This window comes from Pseudomonas sp. LBUM1679 (assembly GCF_059695565.1).
In genome coordinates this window covers 4,921,437-4,936,914 of record NZ_CP166774.1, presented here as the reverse complement: position 1 = coordinate 4,936,914, position 15,478 = coordinate 4,921,437, and the positions used below count along the sequence as shown (strand labels likewise).

At 61.6% G+C, this 15,478-nt stretch carries 14 protein-coding genes and 1 pseudogene; 11 read left to right on the top strand and 4 right to left on the bottom strand.

What is annotated here, in order from left to right:
* Window positions 1-25: 25 nt before the first annotated feature.
* The 7 genes and pseudogenes from ACA062_RS22465 to ACA062_RS22435 all read left to right on the top strand — a co-directional run.
* A pseudogene (locus tag ACA062_RS22465) lies at window positions 26-367 on the top strand (sterol desaturase family protein); the annotation flags it as partial.
* Window positions 319-1,341: a helix-turn-helix transcriptional regulator gene (locus tag ACA062_RS22460; RefSeq protein WP_497453071.1), complete on the top strand. Its 1,023-nt coding sequence runs from the start codon at window positions 319-321 to the stop codon at window positions 1,339-1,341. The pseudogene ACA062_RS22465 and the gene ACA062_RS22460, both read left to right, overlap by 49 nt.
* A gap of 160 nt (window positions 1,342-1,501) precedes the next feature.
* Window positions 1,502-3,370, top strand: a complete 1,869-nt coding sequence (locus tag ACA062_RS22455) for an amidohydrolase (RefSeq protein WP_497453070.1) — start codon at window positions 1,502-1,504, stop codon at window positions 3,368-3,370.
* Between the two features lie 18 nt (window positions 3,371-3,388).
* Window positions 3,389-5,131, top strand: a complete 1,743-nt coding sequence (locus ACA062_RS22450) for an amidohydrolase (RefSeq protein ID WP_497453069.1) — start codon at window positions 3,389-3,391, stop codon at window positions 5,129-5,131.
* 112 nt (window positions 5,132-5,243) lie between these two features.
* Window positions 5,244-5,984 (top strand): TorF family putative porin, encoded by a 741-nt coding sequence (locus ACA062_RS22445; protein WP_497453068.1) that lies wholly within the window; start codon window positions 5,244-5,246, stop codon window positions 5,982-5,984.
* A 50-nt stretch (window positions 5,985-6,034) separates the two neighbouring features.
* On the top strand, window positions 6,035-7,438 hold the full coding sequence (locus tag ACA062_RS22440) for a purine-cytosine permease family protein (RefSeq protein ID WP_497453067.1): 1,404 nt from the start codon (window positions 6,035-6,037) through the stop codon (window positions 7,436-7,438).
* A gap of 731 nt (window positions 7,439-8,169) precedes the next feature.
* Entirely contained in the window at window positions 8,170-8,628 is a 459-nt protein-coding gene (locus tag ACA062_RS22435; protein WP_497453066.1) for a GNAT family N-acetyltransferase, read from the top strand.
* A gap of 1 nt (window position 8,629) precedes the next feature.
* Here the strand turns inward: ACA062_RS22435 and ACA062_RS22430 are convergent, their stop codons facing one another.
* Window positions 8,630-9,637: a LacI family DNA-binding transcriptional regulator gene (locus ACA062_RS22430; RefSeq protein ID WP_497453065.1), complete on the bottom strand. Its 1,008-nt coding sequence runs from the start codon at window positions 9,635-9,637 to the stop codon at window positions 8,630-8,632.
* A 197-nt stretch (window positions 9,638-9,834) separates the two neighbouring features.
* Between ACA062_RS22430 and ACA062_RS22425 the strand changes: the two genes are divergently transcribed.
* Genes ACA062_RS22425 through ACA062_RS22415 form a run of 3 tightly spaced genes read left to right on the top strand, consistent with a single transcriptional unit; the run spans window position 9,835 to window position 13,380 of the window.
* Complete coding sequence (locus ACA062_RS22425; RefSeq protein WP_497453064.1) at window positions 9,835-11,001, top strand: Gfo/Idh/MocA family protein; 1,167 nt, start codon at window positions 9,835-9,837, stop codon at window positions 10,999-11,001.
* Entirely contained in the window at window positions 10,998-12,101 is a 1,104-nt protein-coding gene (locus ACA062_RS22420; protein ID WP_497453063.1) for a sugar phosphate isomerase/epimerase family protein, read from the top strand. Before ACA062_RS22425 ends, ACA062_RS22420 begins: the two co-directional genes overlap by 4 nt.
* 46 nt (window positions 12,102-12,147) lie before the next feature.
* Window positions 12,148-13,380: a nucleoside permease gene (locus ACA062_RS22415; RefSeq protein WP_497453062.1), complete on the top strand. Its 1,233-nt coding sequence runs from the start codon at window positions 12,148-12,150 to the stop codon at window positions 13,378-13,380.
* Window positions 13,381-13,427: 47 nt separating this feature from the next.
* Here ACA062_RS22415 and ACA062_RS22410 read toward each other — a convergent pair whose 3' ends face one another.
* The 3 genes from ACA062_RS22410 to ACA062_RS22400 form a co-directional block, all read right to left on the bottom strand.
* Window positions 13,428-13,742 (bottom strand): NIPSNAP family protein, encoded by a 315-nt coding sequence (locus ACA062_RS22410; RefSeq protein WP_497453061.1) that lies wholly within the window; start codon window positions 13,740-13,742, stop codon window positions 13,428-13,430.
* 61 nt (window positions 13,743-13,803) lie between these two features.
* Window positions 13,804-14,286 (bottom strand): HIT family protein, encoded by a 483-nt coding sequence (locus tag ACA062_RS22405; protein ID WP_497453060.1) that lies wholly within the window; start codon window positions 14,284-14,286, stop codon window positions 13,804-13,806.
* Window positions 14,287-14,390: 104 nt separating this feature from the next.
* Complete coding sequence (locus ACA062_RS22400) at window positions 14,391-14,633, bottom strand: CopG family ribbon-helix-helix protein (RefSeq protein ID WP_497453059.1); 243 nt, start codon at window positions 14,631-14,633, stop codon at window positions 14,391-14,393.
* A gap of 441 nt (window positions 14,634-15,074) precedes the next feature.
* On the opposite strand from ACA062_RS22400, the gene ACA062_RS22395 reads away from it, so the two are divergent.
* On the top strand, window positions 15,075-15,407 hold the full coding sequence (locus tag ACA062_RS22395) for a DUF6124 family protein (protein ID WP_497453058.1): 333 nt from the start codon (window positions 15,075-15,077) through the stop codon (window positions 15,405-15,407).
* Window positions 15,408-15,478: the final 71 nt, after the last annotated feature.

Sequence of the window (15,478 nt, the reverse complement as noted above, 5' to 3'; positions counted from 1 at the left end):
GTGGACCCGTACATCCTGCGCTCCCAGTGACGCGCCGCGGCATCTGAACAAGAACTTCGGGATCAACCTGTCAGTCTGGGACTGGCTGTTCGGCACGCTCTATGTCACCACCTCGAAACCCGAGCCCATTCGGTTCGGCACAGGTGGACAGGATCACGAGCGCTACCTGACGATCTACAGCCTGATCGTCACCCCCTTCGTGGAAACCGCGCGCAAGATCCGCCTGGCGAAACGCCCGCAGAGCGGCCGCGGCTGGACGCGATGGGTGCGCCATGGCATGGTCGCAACCCAGGCCATTCAGCAGACGGGAACAGAGCGATGGAGGCGGGTGATGAGGTCGGCGTCGGGACGTCGATGGCAACGCTGAAAGCGTTCAATCAGTGTGTGCTTCACCTGGGGCGCCTTGCCCGGGATCGCGGAGCCTCTCAATTCATTGCCGATGGCCTGCAGGCATTTGCTCGATTGGTGCCCTTCGCTTCGGCATGGTGGGGCGAGATGTCGACGTCCGACGCCAGTGCGCCCCCGCAAAGCTGGATGCACGGGCGAATCAATCTGCCCGAGTCGTTTGCCGTCGAATGGCACAAGGTGGCGGTCAACGACAGGTTTTCCCATGACACGCTGAGCCAGCCCGGTGAGGTCGTGCGCGACAGTGGGTTCACCGACCCCTGCGAGGCAGTGAACGACTTCGCCCGGCGTCATGACCTCTACCACTTGATGTGCATCACGTTCGAGTTGCCCGAGAGCGGCTTGATGTTTTTCGTCTGCCTCTACCGTGGCCTTCAGGCTCCGGCGTTCAACGACAGTGAGGCCGGCTTGTTTTCAGCCTTCTGCGATCACCTGTTGCAGCTGTGGCGATTTCAGGTCCAGGACATGATCCGGTTCGACACGGACAACGGTGCAACCGACTTCGGCGTTGCGCGCATGGATGGCAGTCTGCTCTACGTGGGGGCCAGGCTATGCGCCGCCATTGAGCGTGAGTTGCCCGGCTGGAGCGGCTCAATGCTGCCTTCGCAGGTGATCGCGCAATTGCCGAAGGCGCCCTGCGTGATGCGCCTGGGCCGTTGCGCACTGACCCTGAGTCCCAATGCCGAGCATGTCATTCTGTCATTGGAAACGCTGTCGCGCGGGGCGGTGCTTGCACCCCGGGAACGGACCGCCGCCATGCTGTTCGCCGCCGGTCATTCCTACAAGGAAATAGCCAGGATCCTGGCATTGAGTCCTGCCACCGTGCGCACCTATCTGCGCAACTGCTATCTGCAGCTCGGCGTCAAAAGCAAGGTGGAGCTCGGTTCCGCCTTGCGCTCGCCCACCTCGCCCGCAGAAGCCGCACGTCGAACCTAGGCGCGGCGCCGCCGATTGTTCACCTGAAAACTGCCTTGACCCTCCTCATTTGTGGAGGTCCGGATTTGTGCTGCCCTCTATAAGGTGTGCCTTGCATTCAGGGGTTGCACGGCAGCGTGTTCGGGCCACTTCCACAACTATAAAAACAGAGGTGAGGCAGTTGAAATTGTCCAGGCTATTTATCGCCGTTGCCACGACCACGGCCGTTTCCGGCATGGCGCTGGTGGGGTGTCAGACCCAGGGTTCGACCGGCGCCGACATGGTGCTGCGCAACGGTTATGTCTATACCGTCGATGGCCAGAACTCCGTGCAGCAGGCGATCGCCGTTGCCAACGGCAAGATCGTTTATGTCGGTAGCGATGAAGGGGTCAGCTCGTACATCGGCAAGCAGACACAGCTGATCGATCTGTCCGGCCGCATGTTGATGCCAGGCTTCATCGATGCGCATATGCATCCGGGGGACGGCGGTCGCGCCATGACCTTGTGCGACCTGAAATACCAGACGATGACCCGCAAGGTGTTCCAGGAGACCATTCAGGCGTGCCTGGATGCCGACCAGGGCAAAGGCCCCGATGTCTGGCTGGAAGTGGGCAGCTGGGATCGCATGGGCATGGACGGACTGGACGGTGACCCGGACAAATCGACGCTGGACGCGCTCAAGACCAACCGCCCGATTCAGGTCCGCTCCACCGACTTCCATACCGTGCTGACCAACTCTCGCGGCCTGGAAGTGGCTGGCATCACTAAGCAAACGGCCAATCCCGGTGACGGCAAGTACGTGCGCGACAGCGCCGGCAACCCGACCGGTATCTGCGAAGACGGAGCCGCCGATGCCATGGCCGCCGTGGTACCGCTCGCCACTGACGCAGAGAAGCTCAATCAGACCCGCGCGGCGCTCGATGCCATGCGCCAGCAAGGCATCACCAGTTTCTTCGATGCCTTATCGGGGCCGGAAAACGGCAAAGCGTTTACCACCCTGCAGCAGTCGGGTGAGCTGACCGCCCGGGCCTTGCTGGCGATCAAACTGGACCCTGCTGCCGCAGCAGCCGACCCGGTGAAAACCATCGCCGACGCCAAGGCATTGGCCAACACCTACGACCAGGGTGAAGCCAAGGCCGCACCCGGCGTGAGCATGCGCCACGTCAAATTGTTCATGGACGGCATCATCAACGCGCCGGCCGACACCGGCGCAATGTTGACCCCGTACCTGCGCAACGCCGGCACCGACACGGCGCCGAAGTGGACACCCGGCAAGAACACCGGTGAGCTTTACTTCCCGCCGCAAGTGCTCAATCCGCTACTGCTGCAAGCGGTGCAGGCCGGCCTCGACCCGCACCTGCATGCCACCGGAGACCGGGCGGTGCGTGATTCGCTGAACGGCATCGAATACGTGCGCCGGCAACTGCCTGGCAACGGCTTCCGTCCGGCCATCACTCATAACGAGTCGGTGGACCCTGCCGACTATGCGCGCTTCAAGGCGCTCGACGTGACCGCCAACATGTCCTTCCAATGGGCCCAGCAGGCACCCTCTACGGTCGACGGTACCAACGAGCACCTGGGGTCTGCGCGGTTTGCCCGCATGGAACCCTCCGGCAGCATCGCCCGTGCTGGCGGCCGTGTGGCGTATGGCAGCGACTGGCCCGTCGACCCGCTCGACGAATTCCTGGCGCTGAAGATCGGTGTCACCCGCTCAGGCGATCCGCTGAACCCGCACAGCTACGGCCCCAAGTATGCGGGCAGGCTGAATGCCGACCCGGCCCTGTCGCGCACTGAAGTGCTGCGCACCATCACCATCAACGCCGCCGAGCAGCTGAAACTGGACGCGGTCGTCGGCTCGGTCGAGGTGGGCAAGTTCGCCGACCTGATCGTCCTGGACCAGAACTTCATGCAGGTCCCCGAGGAGGCGTTGGCCCGCAACGACGTGCTACTGACAGTGGTAGGCGGCAAGGTCGTGTGGGCCAAGGCGCCGTTCGTTGGCCTTGATCCGCAGGTGTTATCCCAGGCATCCGCCTCCCGCCCAGCCCAATAACAACAAGAGAGCGTTCCGATGCAACGATTGATTCCCAACCTGCTGGCCGCCGCCCTGGCTTTTTCCTCGGTACAGGCCATGGCTGCCGCTGACCTGGTGTTGGTCAACGGCAAGGTATTCACCGCCGAACCCGGTCAGGGACTGGTCCAGGCAGTGGCCGTGCAAGACGGCAAGATTCTCAAGACGGGCACCGATGCCCAGATCAACGCCCTGGCCGATGCTCGCACGCAACGCATCGATCTGGCGGGCAAGGTGCTGATGCCGGGCATGATCGATACCCACAGTCACCCGGTGGTGGCGGCCTTCGACAGCATGGGCGCCAACCTGCTGGATGCAGTCAAGCCGTTGCCCGAGCTTGAGCAGTGGATCATCGAACAGGATCAGGCGGGCATCGCCCGTGCCGGTGATGTGATCAGCATTGCCGGGGTGAGTTCGGCCTATTGGGACAAAAGCCGTGAGCTCGGCCAGCGCTTCAATCAAGGGCGCTGGGTGGATCAGCCGGTGGTCCTCAGCGGGATCGACGGGCACACCGGATGGGCCAACAACGCCATGCTCAAGCGCCTGAAGATCGACGCGGCACTGGTCAAAGGTCTGTCGGAACAGGATCGCAGCTTCGTCGGGCACTACGCGGATTTCACCCCCAATGGCTATTTCGCCGAGTCTCGCTGGGACCAGGTCCGCAGCCAGATCCCCGCGCCCAGCGCCGAGGTCATGTTGAAGGCCGCCCGCGAGGCGGTGAAGGTCAACAACCAATATGGCGTCACCGCCTGGATGGACGCGGCAGCGAATGCCGGTAGCGGCGATTCGCTGTTCGATTTCCAGGCCACCGAGCAGAGCTATGGGGTGCTGCCGCTGTACCGCCAACTGGCAGAGAAGGGTGAACTCAGCGCCCACGTGGCCGCGCTGTTGCTCGCCAATCCAAAAAGCCGACCGGCCGACCTGGAAGTGCTGGCCAAGGTGATGAAGGAATTTCAGGGCGTACCCAACCTGAGCTTTCCGGGCATCAAGGTCTTCGCCGACGGCGTTCTCGAGTTTCCAGGGCAGACGGCAGCGGTCATCGTGCCCTTCAAGAACAGCCAGAAAAACGGTCAACTGCTGATCGACCCCGCGCACTTCGGTGAATTGGTGGTGGCGGCGGAGAAGCGCGACTGGATCGTGCACATGCATGCGGTCGGCGACCGCGCGGTCCGTGAGTCACTCAATGGTTTTGCCTATGCGCGCAAGCTCAATCCGACACCGGTGGCCCATAGCATCAGCCACCTGCAACTGGTCAACCCCAAGGAGTTCGCGCGCTTCAAGCAACTGGGCGTGATCGCCTCCATGCAGTTGCTGTGGGCCACCGGCGAGAGTTACACCGTCGAGCTCGTCAAACCCTATATCAGCGCGTTTGCCTACGGTTACCAGTATCCCGCCCGGTCCCTGCATAACGCCGGTGCCGTCATCGCCGGCGGCAGCGACTGGCCGGTGTCCAGCCCCAACCCGTGGAATGCCATCGCCCAGGCGAGCACGCGCAAAGGGCCGCTGGGTGTGCTCAATGCCAAGGAAAGCATCGATCGCCAGAGCATGTTCTACGCCTACACCTTGAATGCCGCCAAAGCCCTGCGCCTGGAGCAGCAGATCGGCTCGCTGGCGCCTGGCAAACAGGCCGACCTGATCATTCTCGACCGCGATGTGTTCAAGGTCAGCGATGACGAGCTGTTCGACACCAAAGTCCTGAAGACCTTCTTCGCCGGCAAAGAGGTGTACGCCCCCGCGTCCTGACGCATTGCCCAGCCGCAGCACCCGAAAAAAATGACCGGCTCCTCGTATGACGAGGGGCTCGGCTTCGCCATGCCCGACATTCCCCGCACCTCCATAAAAATAAGAGATTTGTATGAACGCACGCTCAGTAATGACCCTGGCCAGTCTGGTATTGGCACCCCTGACCACCCAGGCACTGACCCTCAATGACGACTTCAACCTGGACATGACACTGGGTGTATTCAGCGACTACCGCACCCGCGGCATTTCGCAAACCCTGGGCGATCCGGCGGCACAGGCCAGCGCCACGCTGGTGCACAGTAGCGGCCTGTACATTGGCGCCTGGACGTCGAATGTCGATTTCGGCGGCGAGTTCAAGACCCGGCAGGAGCTCGAGTACTACGCCGGCTACTACTGGCAGGCGACCGAGGCCATCAGTCTCGACCTGGGGTACATCAAGTACGACTATCCCAAGGAGGGCCAATTCAACCTGAGTGAGGTCTACGCCATCCTTGACCTGTATGGCGTGAAGCTCGGCGCCAACTACTCGAACGATACGCCGAACGTCTTCGGCGAAGACCAGGACACCCTTTACACCTACCTCAGCTACCAGTTTGCCTTGCCGGCCGAACTGGGCCTGAACGTGCGGGTGGGGCGTGGCGATGTCAAAGACCCGGCGTACTGGACCACCAACGGCGACAGCCGCGAGGCCTATTACGAGTGGGAAGCCAAACTGAGCCGTGACTTCGTGGGCGTGACCTGGGGCCTCAGCTACATCGATACCGACCTGTCGAAAAGCGAATGCGCGGGTTGGTATGGCTATGACGATCTGTGCACGGCGACGGTGGTCGCCAGTGCCAGCAAGACGTTCTAAGCCTGCAAACCCACACAATAAAAACAAGCTCCTCAAAGGAAAACAGCGCAATGACCAAGGTCAGCGATAAACAGCAGCGCAGTACCCTGATCGAGACCCGTTCGATCGATTTCATTCCCGAGGCCGAGCGTCATGGCAGCCTCTACAGCCAGTTCACCCTGTGGCTTGGCGCCAACCTGCAGATCACGGCGATTGTCACCGGCGCCCTGGCCGTGGTGCTGGGCGGCGATGTGTTCTGGTCGCTCATCGGATTGCTGATCGGCCAACTGCTCGGCGGCGCGGTAGTCGCGCTGCACGCGGCGCAAGGGCCCAAACTCGGGTTGCCGCAGATGATTTCCAGTCGCGTGCAGTTCGGCGTCTATGGGGCAGCGATCCCGATCGTGCTGGTGTGCCTGATGTACCTCGGCTTCAGCGCCACCGGCGCGGTACTGTCGGGGCAGGCCATTGCCCAGTTGATCGATGTCAGCGACAGCGCCGGCATCCTGATTTTTGCCTCCTGCATAGCTTTTCTGACGATGTTCGGCTATCGGGTCATCCACCTGGTCGGCAAGGTGGCCAGCGTGTTGGGGATCATCGCCTTTGTGTATCTGTTTACCCGGCTCTTGACCCTCAATGATGTCGGCCTGCTGCTGGATAACCGTCACTTCGGCTGGAGTACCTTCCTGTTGGCGGTGTCCCTGTCCGCGTCCTGGCAGATCGCTTTTGGTCCCTACGTGGCCGACTACTCGCGCTACCTGCCGAGCAAGACTGCGTCCTGGAAGACCTTCACCGCCGTCGGCCTGGGCACGGTGCTCGGCGCCCAGGCCTCAATGGTGCTGGGAGTGTTCGCCGCGGCCCTGGCCGGGGCGAATTTTCGCGGGCATGAAGTCGCGACCATCGTCGGCCTGGGCAGTACCGGGGTCATGGCCTCGTTGCTGTATTTGAGCGTGGTATTTGGCAAGGTCACGGTGTCCACCCTCAACGCCTATGGCAGCTTCATGTGCGTGGCGACCATCATCAGTGGCTTTCGCAGCCGTCTGGAGATAACCGCCCGGCAGCGCATGCTGTTCGTGCTGCTGATTGTCGCGGCGTCCACCACGCTGGCGCTGCTGGGACAGCATTCGTTCCTGAACACCTTCAAGTACTTCATCCTGTTCCTGCTGACGTTCTTCACGCCCTGGAGCGCGATCAACCTGGTGGATTACTACTTCATCAACAAGGAACGCTACGACATCCCGGCGCTGTCCGATCCGGCCGGTCGCTACGGACGCTGGAACCTGTTGGGCATCAGCGTGTATGCGATCGGGGTGTTGGTCCAGCTGCCTTTTGTCGACACCAAATTCTACTCGGGGCCGATGGTGGCGCAGCTTGGCGGTGTGGATATTTCCTGGATCGTGGGGTTGGTGGTGCCGGGGGTTCTGTATTACGGGCTGGCCAGGGGATCCGCGCTGGCGGTGGTTTCTGAGCGGAGCTGAAGGCCGGGACATATCCGTTTCTGCGGTAACGGCGACTTAGGGTTCCGCCCTTACGGCGGGTCACTTGGAAGAGCGCCAAGTAACCAAGCGCTCTTGCCCCTTTCGTTCGGTGCCTCGCCTAGGCTCGGCATGCCCTCGCTCCGGTCCTGCTCCGTGGGCCCGCCGCCATCGGCCATCCATGGCCGGGGGCGGCTAACCCGGCATCCATGCCGGGTTGCCCACTGCGCAGAACCTCCACTCGGCCTCTCGAGGGGGCGGGCACCGCCAAAGCCAAAGCGAGGCGGCCTGCGGGCCGACCTGGCTCTCCGACCCGAGTGCAGTTCAAACTTGTAGGAGCCGGCTTGCCGGCGAAGGCGCCCTGACTGCCGACCCATCCATTTCGACCGGACAAGATTCCATGTGGGAGCGAGCCTGCTCGCGATGGACGTCAACGATAACGCGTTCCCCCTGAATGAACGCGTCGCTCCCCAGACCATCGCGAGCAAGCTCGCTCCTACAGGGTTTACGGTTAGCCCTGGATTATGCTCACAACCAAGATCCCTGTGGGAGCGAGCTTGCTCGCGATGGACGTCAACGATAACGCGTTCCCGCTGAATGAACGCATCGCCCTTCAGACCATCGTCGGAACGCCGCCCGGAGCAAGCTTGCTCTACGAGCTCCCGCACGCCGCGATCTTTTGATCTACATTTCCCTTTCCCGCTGATCAATCAATCCGCACGGAGACGATCAACATGCCACTCCAGGCCCTGCGCGCCGCCCCCTCCAACCTCGACAAAATCGCCAGCCTCTTCGACGCCTATCGTGGCTTCTACGGCCAGCTATCGAACCTCACACAGTCGCGCAACTTCATCGCCGAGCGCATCGCCCGGGACGAATCGGCGATTTTCTTCGTCGAGGACGACACGGGTGAGGCGCTGGGGTTCGTCCAGTTGTACCCGACATTCTCCTCCATCGACGCGCACCGCACCTGGCTGCTAAGCGACCTGTTCACCACCCCGGCAGCCCGGGGGCGCGGCGTTGGGACCTTGCTGATGAACACCGCCCGAACCTTTGCACTGCTCACCGGCGCCAAAGGCCTGGTGCTGGAGACGGCCACGGACAATCTCGGGGCGCAACGCCTGTATGAGTCCCTGGGGTATGTGCGCGATACGGGTTACTACACCTATTGCCTGGATTTGAAACAGGGCTGAATCAAGCGTCGCTGTCGAGCACGGCAGTGCTGTCGCGCAGGGTCAATTCGAATGGCAGCACCACATGTCGCTGCGAGATGGGTTTTTTCTCTATGAGAGCGATCAGCATCTCGACCGCCTTCTGCCCAAAGACTTCGGCCGGTTGGGCGATGGTGGTCAACGGCGGGTCGCAATAGGCCGCGAAGGGAATGTCATCGAACCCCACCAGGGAAATATCCTCGGGCACCCGCAACCCCTGTTGTTTGATGCGCTTCAACGCGCCGATCGCCATTTCATCGTTCTCGCAAAACAGGGCAGTAGGGCGCTCGGCCAGTTGCAGCAACGCGCCCGCCCCCTCGAAACCGGCGGTCAAGGTGAAGTCGCCGTGGCAGACCAGTGCCGGGTCGCAGGCAATCCCGGCCTGGCTCAGCGCATCGTGATAACCGGCCACCCGGTCGCGGGTCAGCGGGCTGCTTTTTGGTCCTTTGACCAACCCGATCCGACGGTGGCCCAGCCCAATCAGGTGCTCCGTCATGGCCTTGGCGGCTGCGCGGTTATCCAGGCTAATGGTGGGATGACGCCCGCCCTGAATCACTTCGCAGGCGTTGACCAGGGGCGGTGACTCGCCGTTGGGCGAGGGCGATTCGAAAGGGTCGTAGGCGCGCAACTGGATCACGCCGTCGGCCTGATGGGCGTGCACCAGCGCGGCGAATTCCCGTTCGACTTCCTCGCGGCCCTGGGTGTCGCACAGCAGCAGGCGGTAACCGGCCGCCTGGGCAGCCTGCTGGGCACCGCTGATGACCCGGGCGAAAAACGTGTTGGCGATGGCCGGGACCAGAATCACCAGGTTGCCGGTCCTGCGCGAACGAAATTGCACGGCCATCAGGTTCGGCCGGTAGCCGGCCTGTTCCACCGCCGCATTGACCTTGTCCCGGGTTTCGGGGAGCACGCGTTCGGGCGACTTCAGCGTCCTGGACACGGTCGCCACCGAGACGCCGGCCAGGCGGGCAACTTCACGGATATTGGACAAGACAACCTCGTTACGAAACGGCAAATGCCAGTGCGGCCGGCGAGCTTACCGCAGGCAGGCCGTGGGTTGAAATGATCTTCATGCCTAATCCGGGTTTGACACCTCAAGCAACTGAGCCTAAATTCCCGGCATGATGTAACCGGTTACATCATAGTCAATTCTGAGTCTGAATCTCCCCCGGACAAGAGAAATTCGCGATGAACGTTGTAATCCCAAAAATACGCATGGGCTTCGTCGGGGGCGGCGAGGGCGCCTTCATCGGCAAGGCCCACCGCCAGGCGGCCGGCCTCGATGGGCATTTTGAACTGGTGTGCGGCGCCTTCAGCCGCGACGCGCGCAACAATCAGGACAGCGGTGCAGCCTTGGGCTTGCCCGCCTCACGCTGCTACAACGACTGGCAGCACATGCTGGCGGCCGAACGGGCGCTGCCCGCGGACCAGCGCATGGAGTTGCTGGTCATCGTCACCCCCAATCACCTGCATGCACCGATCGCCAGCCAGGCGCTGAGCGCGGGTTTTCATGTGTTCAGCGAGAAACCCGCGGCACTCAATCTGTCCGAACTGCTGGCGCTCAAGGCCGTACTCAAAAACAGCGACCGCCTCTATGGCCTGGCCCACACCTACCTGGGTTATCCAATGGTCTGGCAGGCCCGCAAGATGGTGCGCACCGGTGTGATCGGCGCCGTGCGCAAGGTCATGGTCGAGTACCCCCAGGGCTGGTTGAGCAGTGATGTGGCCGGGCAGGGCAACAAACAGGCCGCCTGGCGCGACCAGCCCGAGCAGTCAGGGCTGGGCGGCTGCATCGGCGATATCGGCACCCATGCCTTTTCCCTGGCCGAATTCGTCGCCGATCAACCCATCGAGCAGATCTGCGCGACCCTGGGCGTGCACATCGCCGGGCGGCAACTGGACGATGACGCGGCGATGCTGTTCAAGATGGCGGCCGGCGCCACCGGCGTGTTGATCGCCAGCCAGGTCTGCGCCGGTGAAGAGAACCCGTTGAAAATCCGCGTCTACGGCGACAAGGGCGGGCTGGAATGGCGCCAGGAAGAACCGTCGAGCCTGATCCATCGTTCCCTCGACCAACCGATGCGCATCCTGCGCTCCGGTGTCGGTCAGCCCTGGCTGTGTGAGGCCGCGACCAGGCGCATGCGGCTGCCCGCCGGGCACCCCGAAGGTTATCTGGAAGCCATGGCCAACCTCTACGGCGACTTCGCCAGCGCGATCCGCAACCAGGTCGAAGGCCACGACGCCCCCGGCGTGCCGGGCATCGACGTCGGGCTGCGCGGCATGGCCTTCATCGAAGCGGCGATCGCCAACCATCGCGGCGACGCGAAGTGGACCGCCCTGGTCTGCCATCCATGAACCTGGAGAACCCACCCGTGAACCCTACCTCCCAAGCACCGACCGGCCTGTGCGGCCCGGGGATTTTCCTCGCGCAATTCATGTCCGCCGAAGCGCCCTTCGATACCCTGGCCAACATTGCCCGCTGGGCGGCGTCCCAGGGCTACAAGGCCATTCAGCTACCCACCCTGGGCACGCAATACATAGACCTGGCCCGTGCCGCGGAAAGTCAGAGTTATTGCGACGAGTTGAACGCCGTCTGCGCCGAGGCAGGCGTCGAAATCAGTGAGTTGTCGACTCACCTGCAAGGCCAGTTGGTGGCCGTGCATCCGGCGTTCGATGCCTTGTTCGACGACTTCGCCCCCGCGCATCTGCGCGGCCAGCCCCAGGCGCGGACCGAATGGGCCATCGACCAGTTGAAACTGGCGGCCCGCGCCAGCCAGCGCCTGGGGTTGAAAGCCCACGCGACCTTCTCCGGCGCGCTGTTGTGGCCCTACATCTACCCATGGCCACAACGTCCGAGCGGTCTGGTCGAGCAGGGGTTTGCCGAACTGGGCCAGCGCTGGCGGCCGATCCTCGATTGCTTCGAGGAGGCCGGCGTCGACCTCTGCTATGAAATCCACCCCGGCGAAGACCTGCACGACGGCGCCTCGTTCGAGCGCTTCCTGGAGACCGTCGATCACCATCCGCGCGCCACGATCCTCTACGACCCGAGTCACCTGCTGTTGCAGCAAATGGACTACCTGGGGTTCATCGACCGCTATCACGAGCGCATCCGCATGTTCCACGTCAAGGACGCCGAATTCCGCCCCGATGCCCGTTCCGGCGTCTACGGCGGCTACCAGGGTTGGGTGGATCGCCCGGGCCGGTTCCGTTCGTTGGGGGATGGCCAGATCGATTTCAAATCGATTTTCAGCAAGCTGACCCAGTACGACTTTGCCGGTTGGGCGGTGCTGGAGTGGGAGTGTTGCCTGAAAGACTCGGAGCAGGGCGCTGCAGAAGGGGCGGCGTTCATCCGCGAGCACATGATCAGCAAGACCCGAAAGGCCTTCGACGATTTCGCCAGCGTGACGTCCGACGAGGGTTTCAATCGACGGCTGCTGGGGTTGCCCGACGCCTGAAACTGCCGATTTTTTCCAGACAATAAAAACAACAAGGTGACAGTTCATGACCACGATGAGTGCGCGATTGAGCGCAATGATGTTCCTGCAGTTTTTTATCTGGGGTGGCTGGTTCGTCACCCTCGGCACTTTCCTCTCCAGCAACCTGGGCGCCAGCGGCGGGCAGATCGGCATGGCGTTCTCCACGCAATCCTGGGGCGCGATCATCGCGCCTTTTGTCATCGGGCTGATCGCCGACCGCTACTTCAATGCCGAGCGCATCCTCGCGGTGCTGCATCTGATCGGCGCGGTGTTGCTGTTCCAGCTCTATCGAGCCGCCGACTTCAGCACCTTTTATCCGTTCGTGCTGGCCTACATGATGATCTACATGCCGACCCTGGCCCTGGTCAACTCGGTGGCCTTCCGGCAGATGCGCGACCCGGCGCTGGAGTTCTCGCGAATCCGGGTGTGGGGCACAATCGGCTGGATCGTCGCGGGCGTGGTGATCAGCTTCGTGTTTGCCTGGGACTCGCAACAGGCGATCTCGTCCGGCGGCTTGCGCAACACCTTCCTGATGTCCGCCATCGCGTCCCTCGCGCTGGGTCTTTACAGCTTCACCTTGCCCCGTACCGCACCGCTGCCGCGTGAGCCCGGCAGTGGCGGCCTCAAGCAAATGCTCGGGCTGGATGCCTTGGGCTTGCTCAAGGATCGCAGCTACCTGGTGTTCTTCATCGCCTCGATCCTGATCTGCATTCCCCTGGCTTTCTATTATCAGAATGCCAACCCGTTCCTGGCTGAAATCGGTGTCACCAACCCCACGGCGAAGATGGCCATCGGGCAGGTGTCCGAAGTGCTGTTCATGCTGCTCCTGCCGCTGTTCATCCAGCGCTTCGGGATCAAGCTTGCGCTGCTGGTGGGGATGCTGGCGTGGGCCTTGCGCTACCTGTTGTTCGCCTACGGCAATAATGGCGACCTGGCGTTCATGCTGTTCACCGGCATCGCCCTGCATGGCATCTGTTATGACTTCTTTTTTGTCTCGGGGCAGATCTACACCGATGCCAAGGCCTCGGAGCGCTTCAGAAGCTCGGCGCAGGGGCTGATCACCCTGGCGACCTATGGCGTGGGCATGCTCATTGGATTCTGGGTGGCGGGGCAGGTGACCGATCACTATGCGTCGGCGGACAGCCACGAGTGGAAGAGTATCTGGCTGTTCCCGGCGGGGTTTGCGCTGGCGATCTTTTTCTGCTTTTCGTTGGCGTTCAACGGCAGGCAAACCCAGGCCGTGCAATCGAGTGTCTGAAGCCAGAACGGGCGCCCGTCAGGCGCCCGTTTCCATGCCGCTGTCTGCTACGCCTGTTTGCCAAACACCGGCCGGAAAAAAGACCGCTCATAGCTGAGGATGCATTTTGTGTCCTCCGCATATTTGAACGCCGCGATGCAATCCGCATCGTTCATGGAGTCTTGCCGGTACTGCTCATACGCCGAAAGGCTTGGAAAGCTGAACATCGCCAGGGCAATGTTATTGGCGCCCTCGGAGGGCAGGAAGTAGCCGTGGTGCTGGCCACCGAACTTTTCAACCAGGGGAATCCATAGCGTCGCGTAGTGTTCGAATGCTTTGATCTGGTAGGGATCCAGGACGTATTTGAGATAACAAGTGACCACTTTTTTTCTCCCTCTTGGTTGGGTGATGCTGATTTCGGCCCGATGCGACAGCCGTGCTGTCCTATCTGAACGACCCGCATAGCAGATCGATGACTTGATCGGTTGAAGGTCCTTGAATGGGCGGTGGCTCAGGGCTTTCCCCGAATTCGCGCCAGATGAACAGCGTCAGTTCCGCTCCGTCAGTAAGCGTCTTTGCATTTTCGTTTGTCGCGAAGGTCTCCAGCAGCCTGTATCTCGTATCCTTCCAGAACAGATCTTCGACCCAGTGATACACCGGGATGAAGTGGAAATGGATGGGATAGCCGGGGTCATGGCCGAATCGACTGATGTAGAGCCACTTCGGCTTCAACTGCGATTCAATGGTTTTCTGAACCTTGGCGAGCAGACCACCCAGTTCCGCCAGCGCATCGTCGGGCAGCTCTGCCAGCGAGCTGACGTGCGTCCTTGAGCCGAGCATCAGATAGCCGGGAAGCGCGGACGACATGTGGTGATTGAGTATCCAATGGGCGGTTTCATGAATGATGAACCGGGGGGCTACTTCCATGTGTGGGTGTCCATGGTGAATCGGTTGCTCACGAAGCGGTTAGGAAAGTCTTGGCAATTTAGCTGGCTTCGTCTTCCAGGTTCTTGAGGGCTTTTTCCAGCCACTCAACCCGCATTCCTGCTCCAGCGGCGGGCGCGCATGGCCGCAACCTGGTCGTCGGTGGCGAATTTACCTTGATTGGCTTCCTCTACCGCCAATTCGATCTGTGCGGTCAGCGTCCTCTCATGCTCGATGTAGTCGCGAAGAACGTCCATCGCCAAGTAGCTCACACTTTGGCCATTCGTCTTGGCCAGATCGGCGAGAGCGTTCGAAAGGTCTTCCGGCAGGGTCAGGGATATCCCGGTCATGACAGCCTCGGTGGTGAACGTTTGTTGGGCATATTACACCGTCAAGCGCTCACGTGAATTAGCAGGCCAGAGCGTGGGAGCGATCAGGTTGAAAGGGCGGCTGTAGGAACTTTCTGAGTTGTAGGCAGGAGGCTACATCGTCTTGCGTCGATGCCTACGCCTAAGACAGAATCCGCTGACTTGTGCGCCTTGGGTCTGGCTTTTATTGTCTGCGGGTCGCTGAAAATCAGCGATCGGGTTTAGCAGCTCGGGTCCACTCTAGGCACACAGCGTCCATTTCATACTCAGGTTTTTTACCTGCAGGTTCGTGTTATGGCGGCTTTGCGTGGGGCACTTCGGTGCGCCGGGTTCTAGAGTCCTGGTCTGCTAACCCGCGTACGGCCGCCACCTCCATTCGTTTAGCAGCGACTGTGGCGACTCCATCACTCTAGGAGTTTCACCATGATCAGATCGACCCCCAGCCCTCCGGAATCAGAATCCGCAACGCAATCCTCGTCCCAAACTGGCGACCATCACCACAATCCCCAGTCCCTCAAAATCGCCATCCCACCGCACAAACCCAGCACAATGTTCGTCATCGCCCCCGACATCAACACCGAAACCCTGTTGGCCCACGCTTGCGAATCCCTGGCCTCCGCGAGTGTCATGGCCAGTGATTTCGCGGCGTTCCTGGAAGGGTCGCAGCGCAACACAATGCTGGGCATTCAGCAGGTCATCATGCTGGCCGAGCTGGCGGTGAATCGAGCACTGGATAACGTTGATCCGCAAGATTGACCCACCTGGTCATTCCCATGTCGAACCGTCCGCGTGGGAATGCGGCCCGAGGCGTTCCGCGTCCATGCGGA

What these genes read in the sequence shown, in the direction of transcription:
- ACA062_RS22460 (WP_497453071.1), top strand. Translation starts at nt 319, where the DNA reads ATGGAGGCGGGTGATGAGGTCGGCGTCGGGACGTCGATGGCAACGCTG.
- ACA062_RS22450 (WP_497453069.1), top strand. Translation starts at nt 3,389, where the DNA reads ATGCAACGATTGATTCCCAACCTGCTGGCCGCCGCCCTGGCTTTTTCC.
- ACA062_RS22445 (WP_497453068.1), top strand. Translation starts at nt 5,244, where the DNA reads ATGAACGCACGCTCAGTAATGACCCTGGCCAGTCTGGTATTGGCACCC.
- ACA062_RS22440 (WP_497453067.1), top strand. Translation starts at nt 6,035, where the DNA reads ATGACCAAGGTCAGCGATAAACAGCAGCGCAGTACCCTGATCGAGACC.
- ACA062_RS22435 (WP_497453066.1), top strand. Translation starts at nt 8,170, where the DNA reads ATGCCACTCCAGGCCCTGCGCGCCGCCCCCTCCAACCTCGACAAAATC.
- ACA062_RS22425 (WP_497453064.1), top strand. Translation starts at nt 9,835, where the DNA reads ATGAACGTTGTAATCCCAAAAATACGCATGGGCTTCGTCGGGGGCGGC.
- ACA062_RS22420 (WP_497453063.1), top strand. Translation starts at nt 10,998, where the DNA reads ATGAACCTGGAGAACCCACCCGTGAACCCTACCTCCCAAGCACCGACC.
- ACA062_RS22415 (WP_497453062.1), top strand. Translation starts at nt 12,148, where the DNA reads ATGACCACGATGAGTGCGCGATTGAGCGCAATGATGTTCCTGCAGTTT.
- ACA062_RS22405 (WP_497453060.1), bottom strand. Translation starts at nt 14,286, where the DNA reads ATGGAAGTAGCCCCCCGGTTCATCATTCATGAAACCGCCCATTGGATA.
- ACA062_RS22400 (WP_497453059.1), bottom strand. Translation starts at nt 14,633, where the DNA reads ATGACCGGGATATCCCTGACCCTGCCGGAAGACCTTTCGAACGCTCTC.
- ACA062_RS22395 (WP_497453058.1), top strand. Translation starts at nt 15,075, where the DNA reads ATGATCAGATCGACCCCCAGCCCTCCGGAATCAGAATCCGCAACGCAA.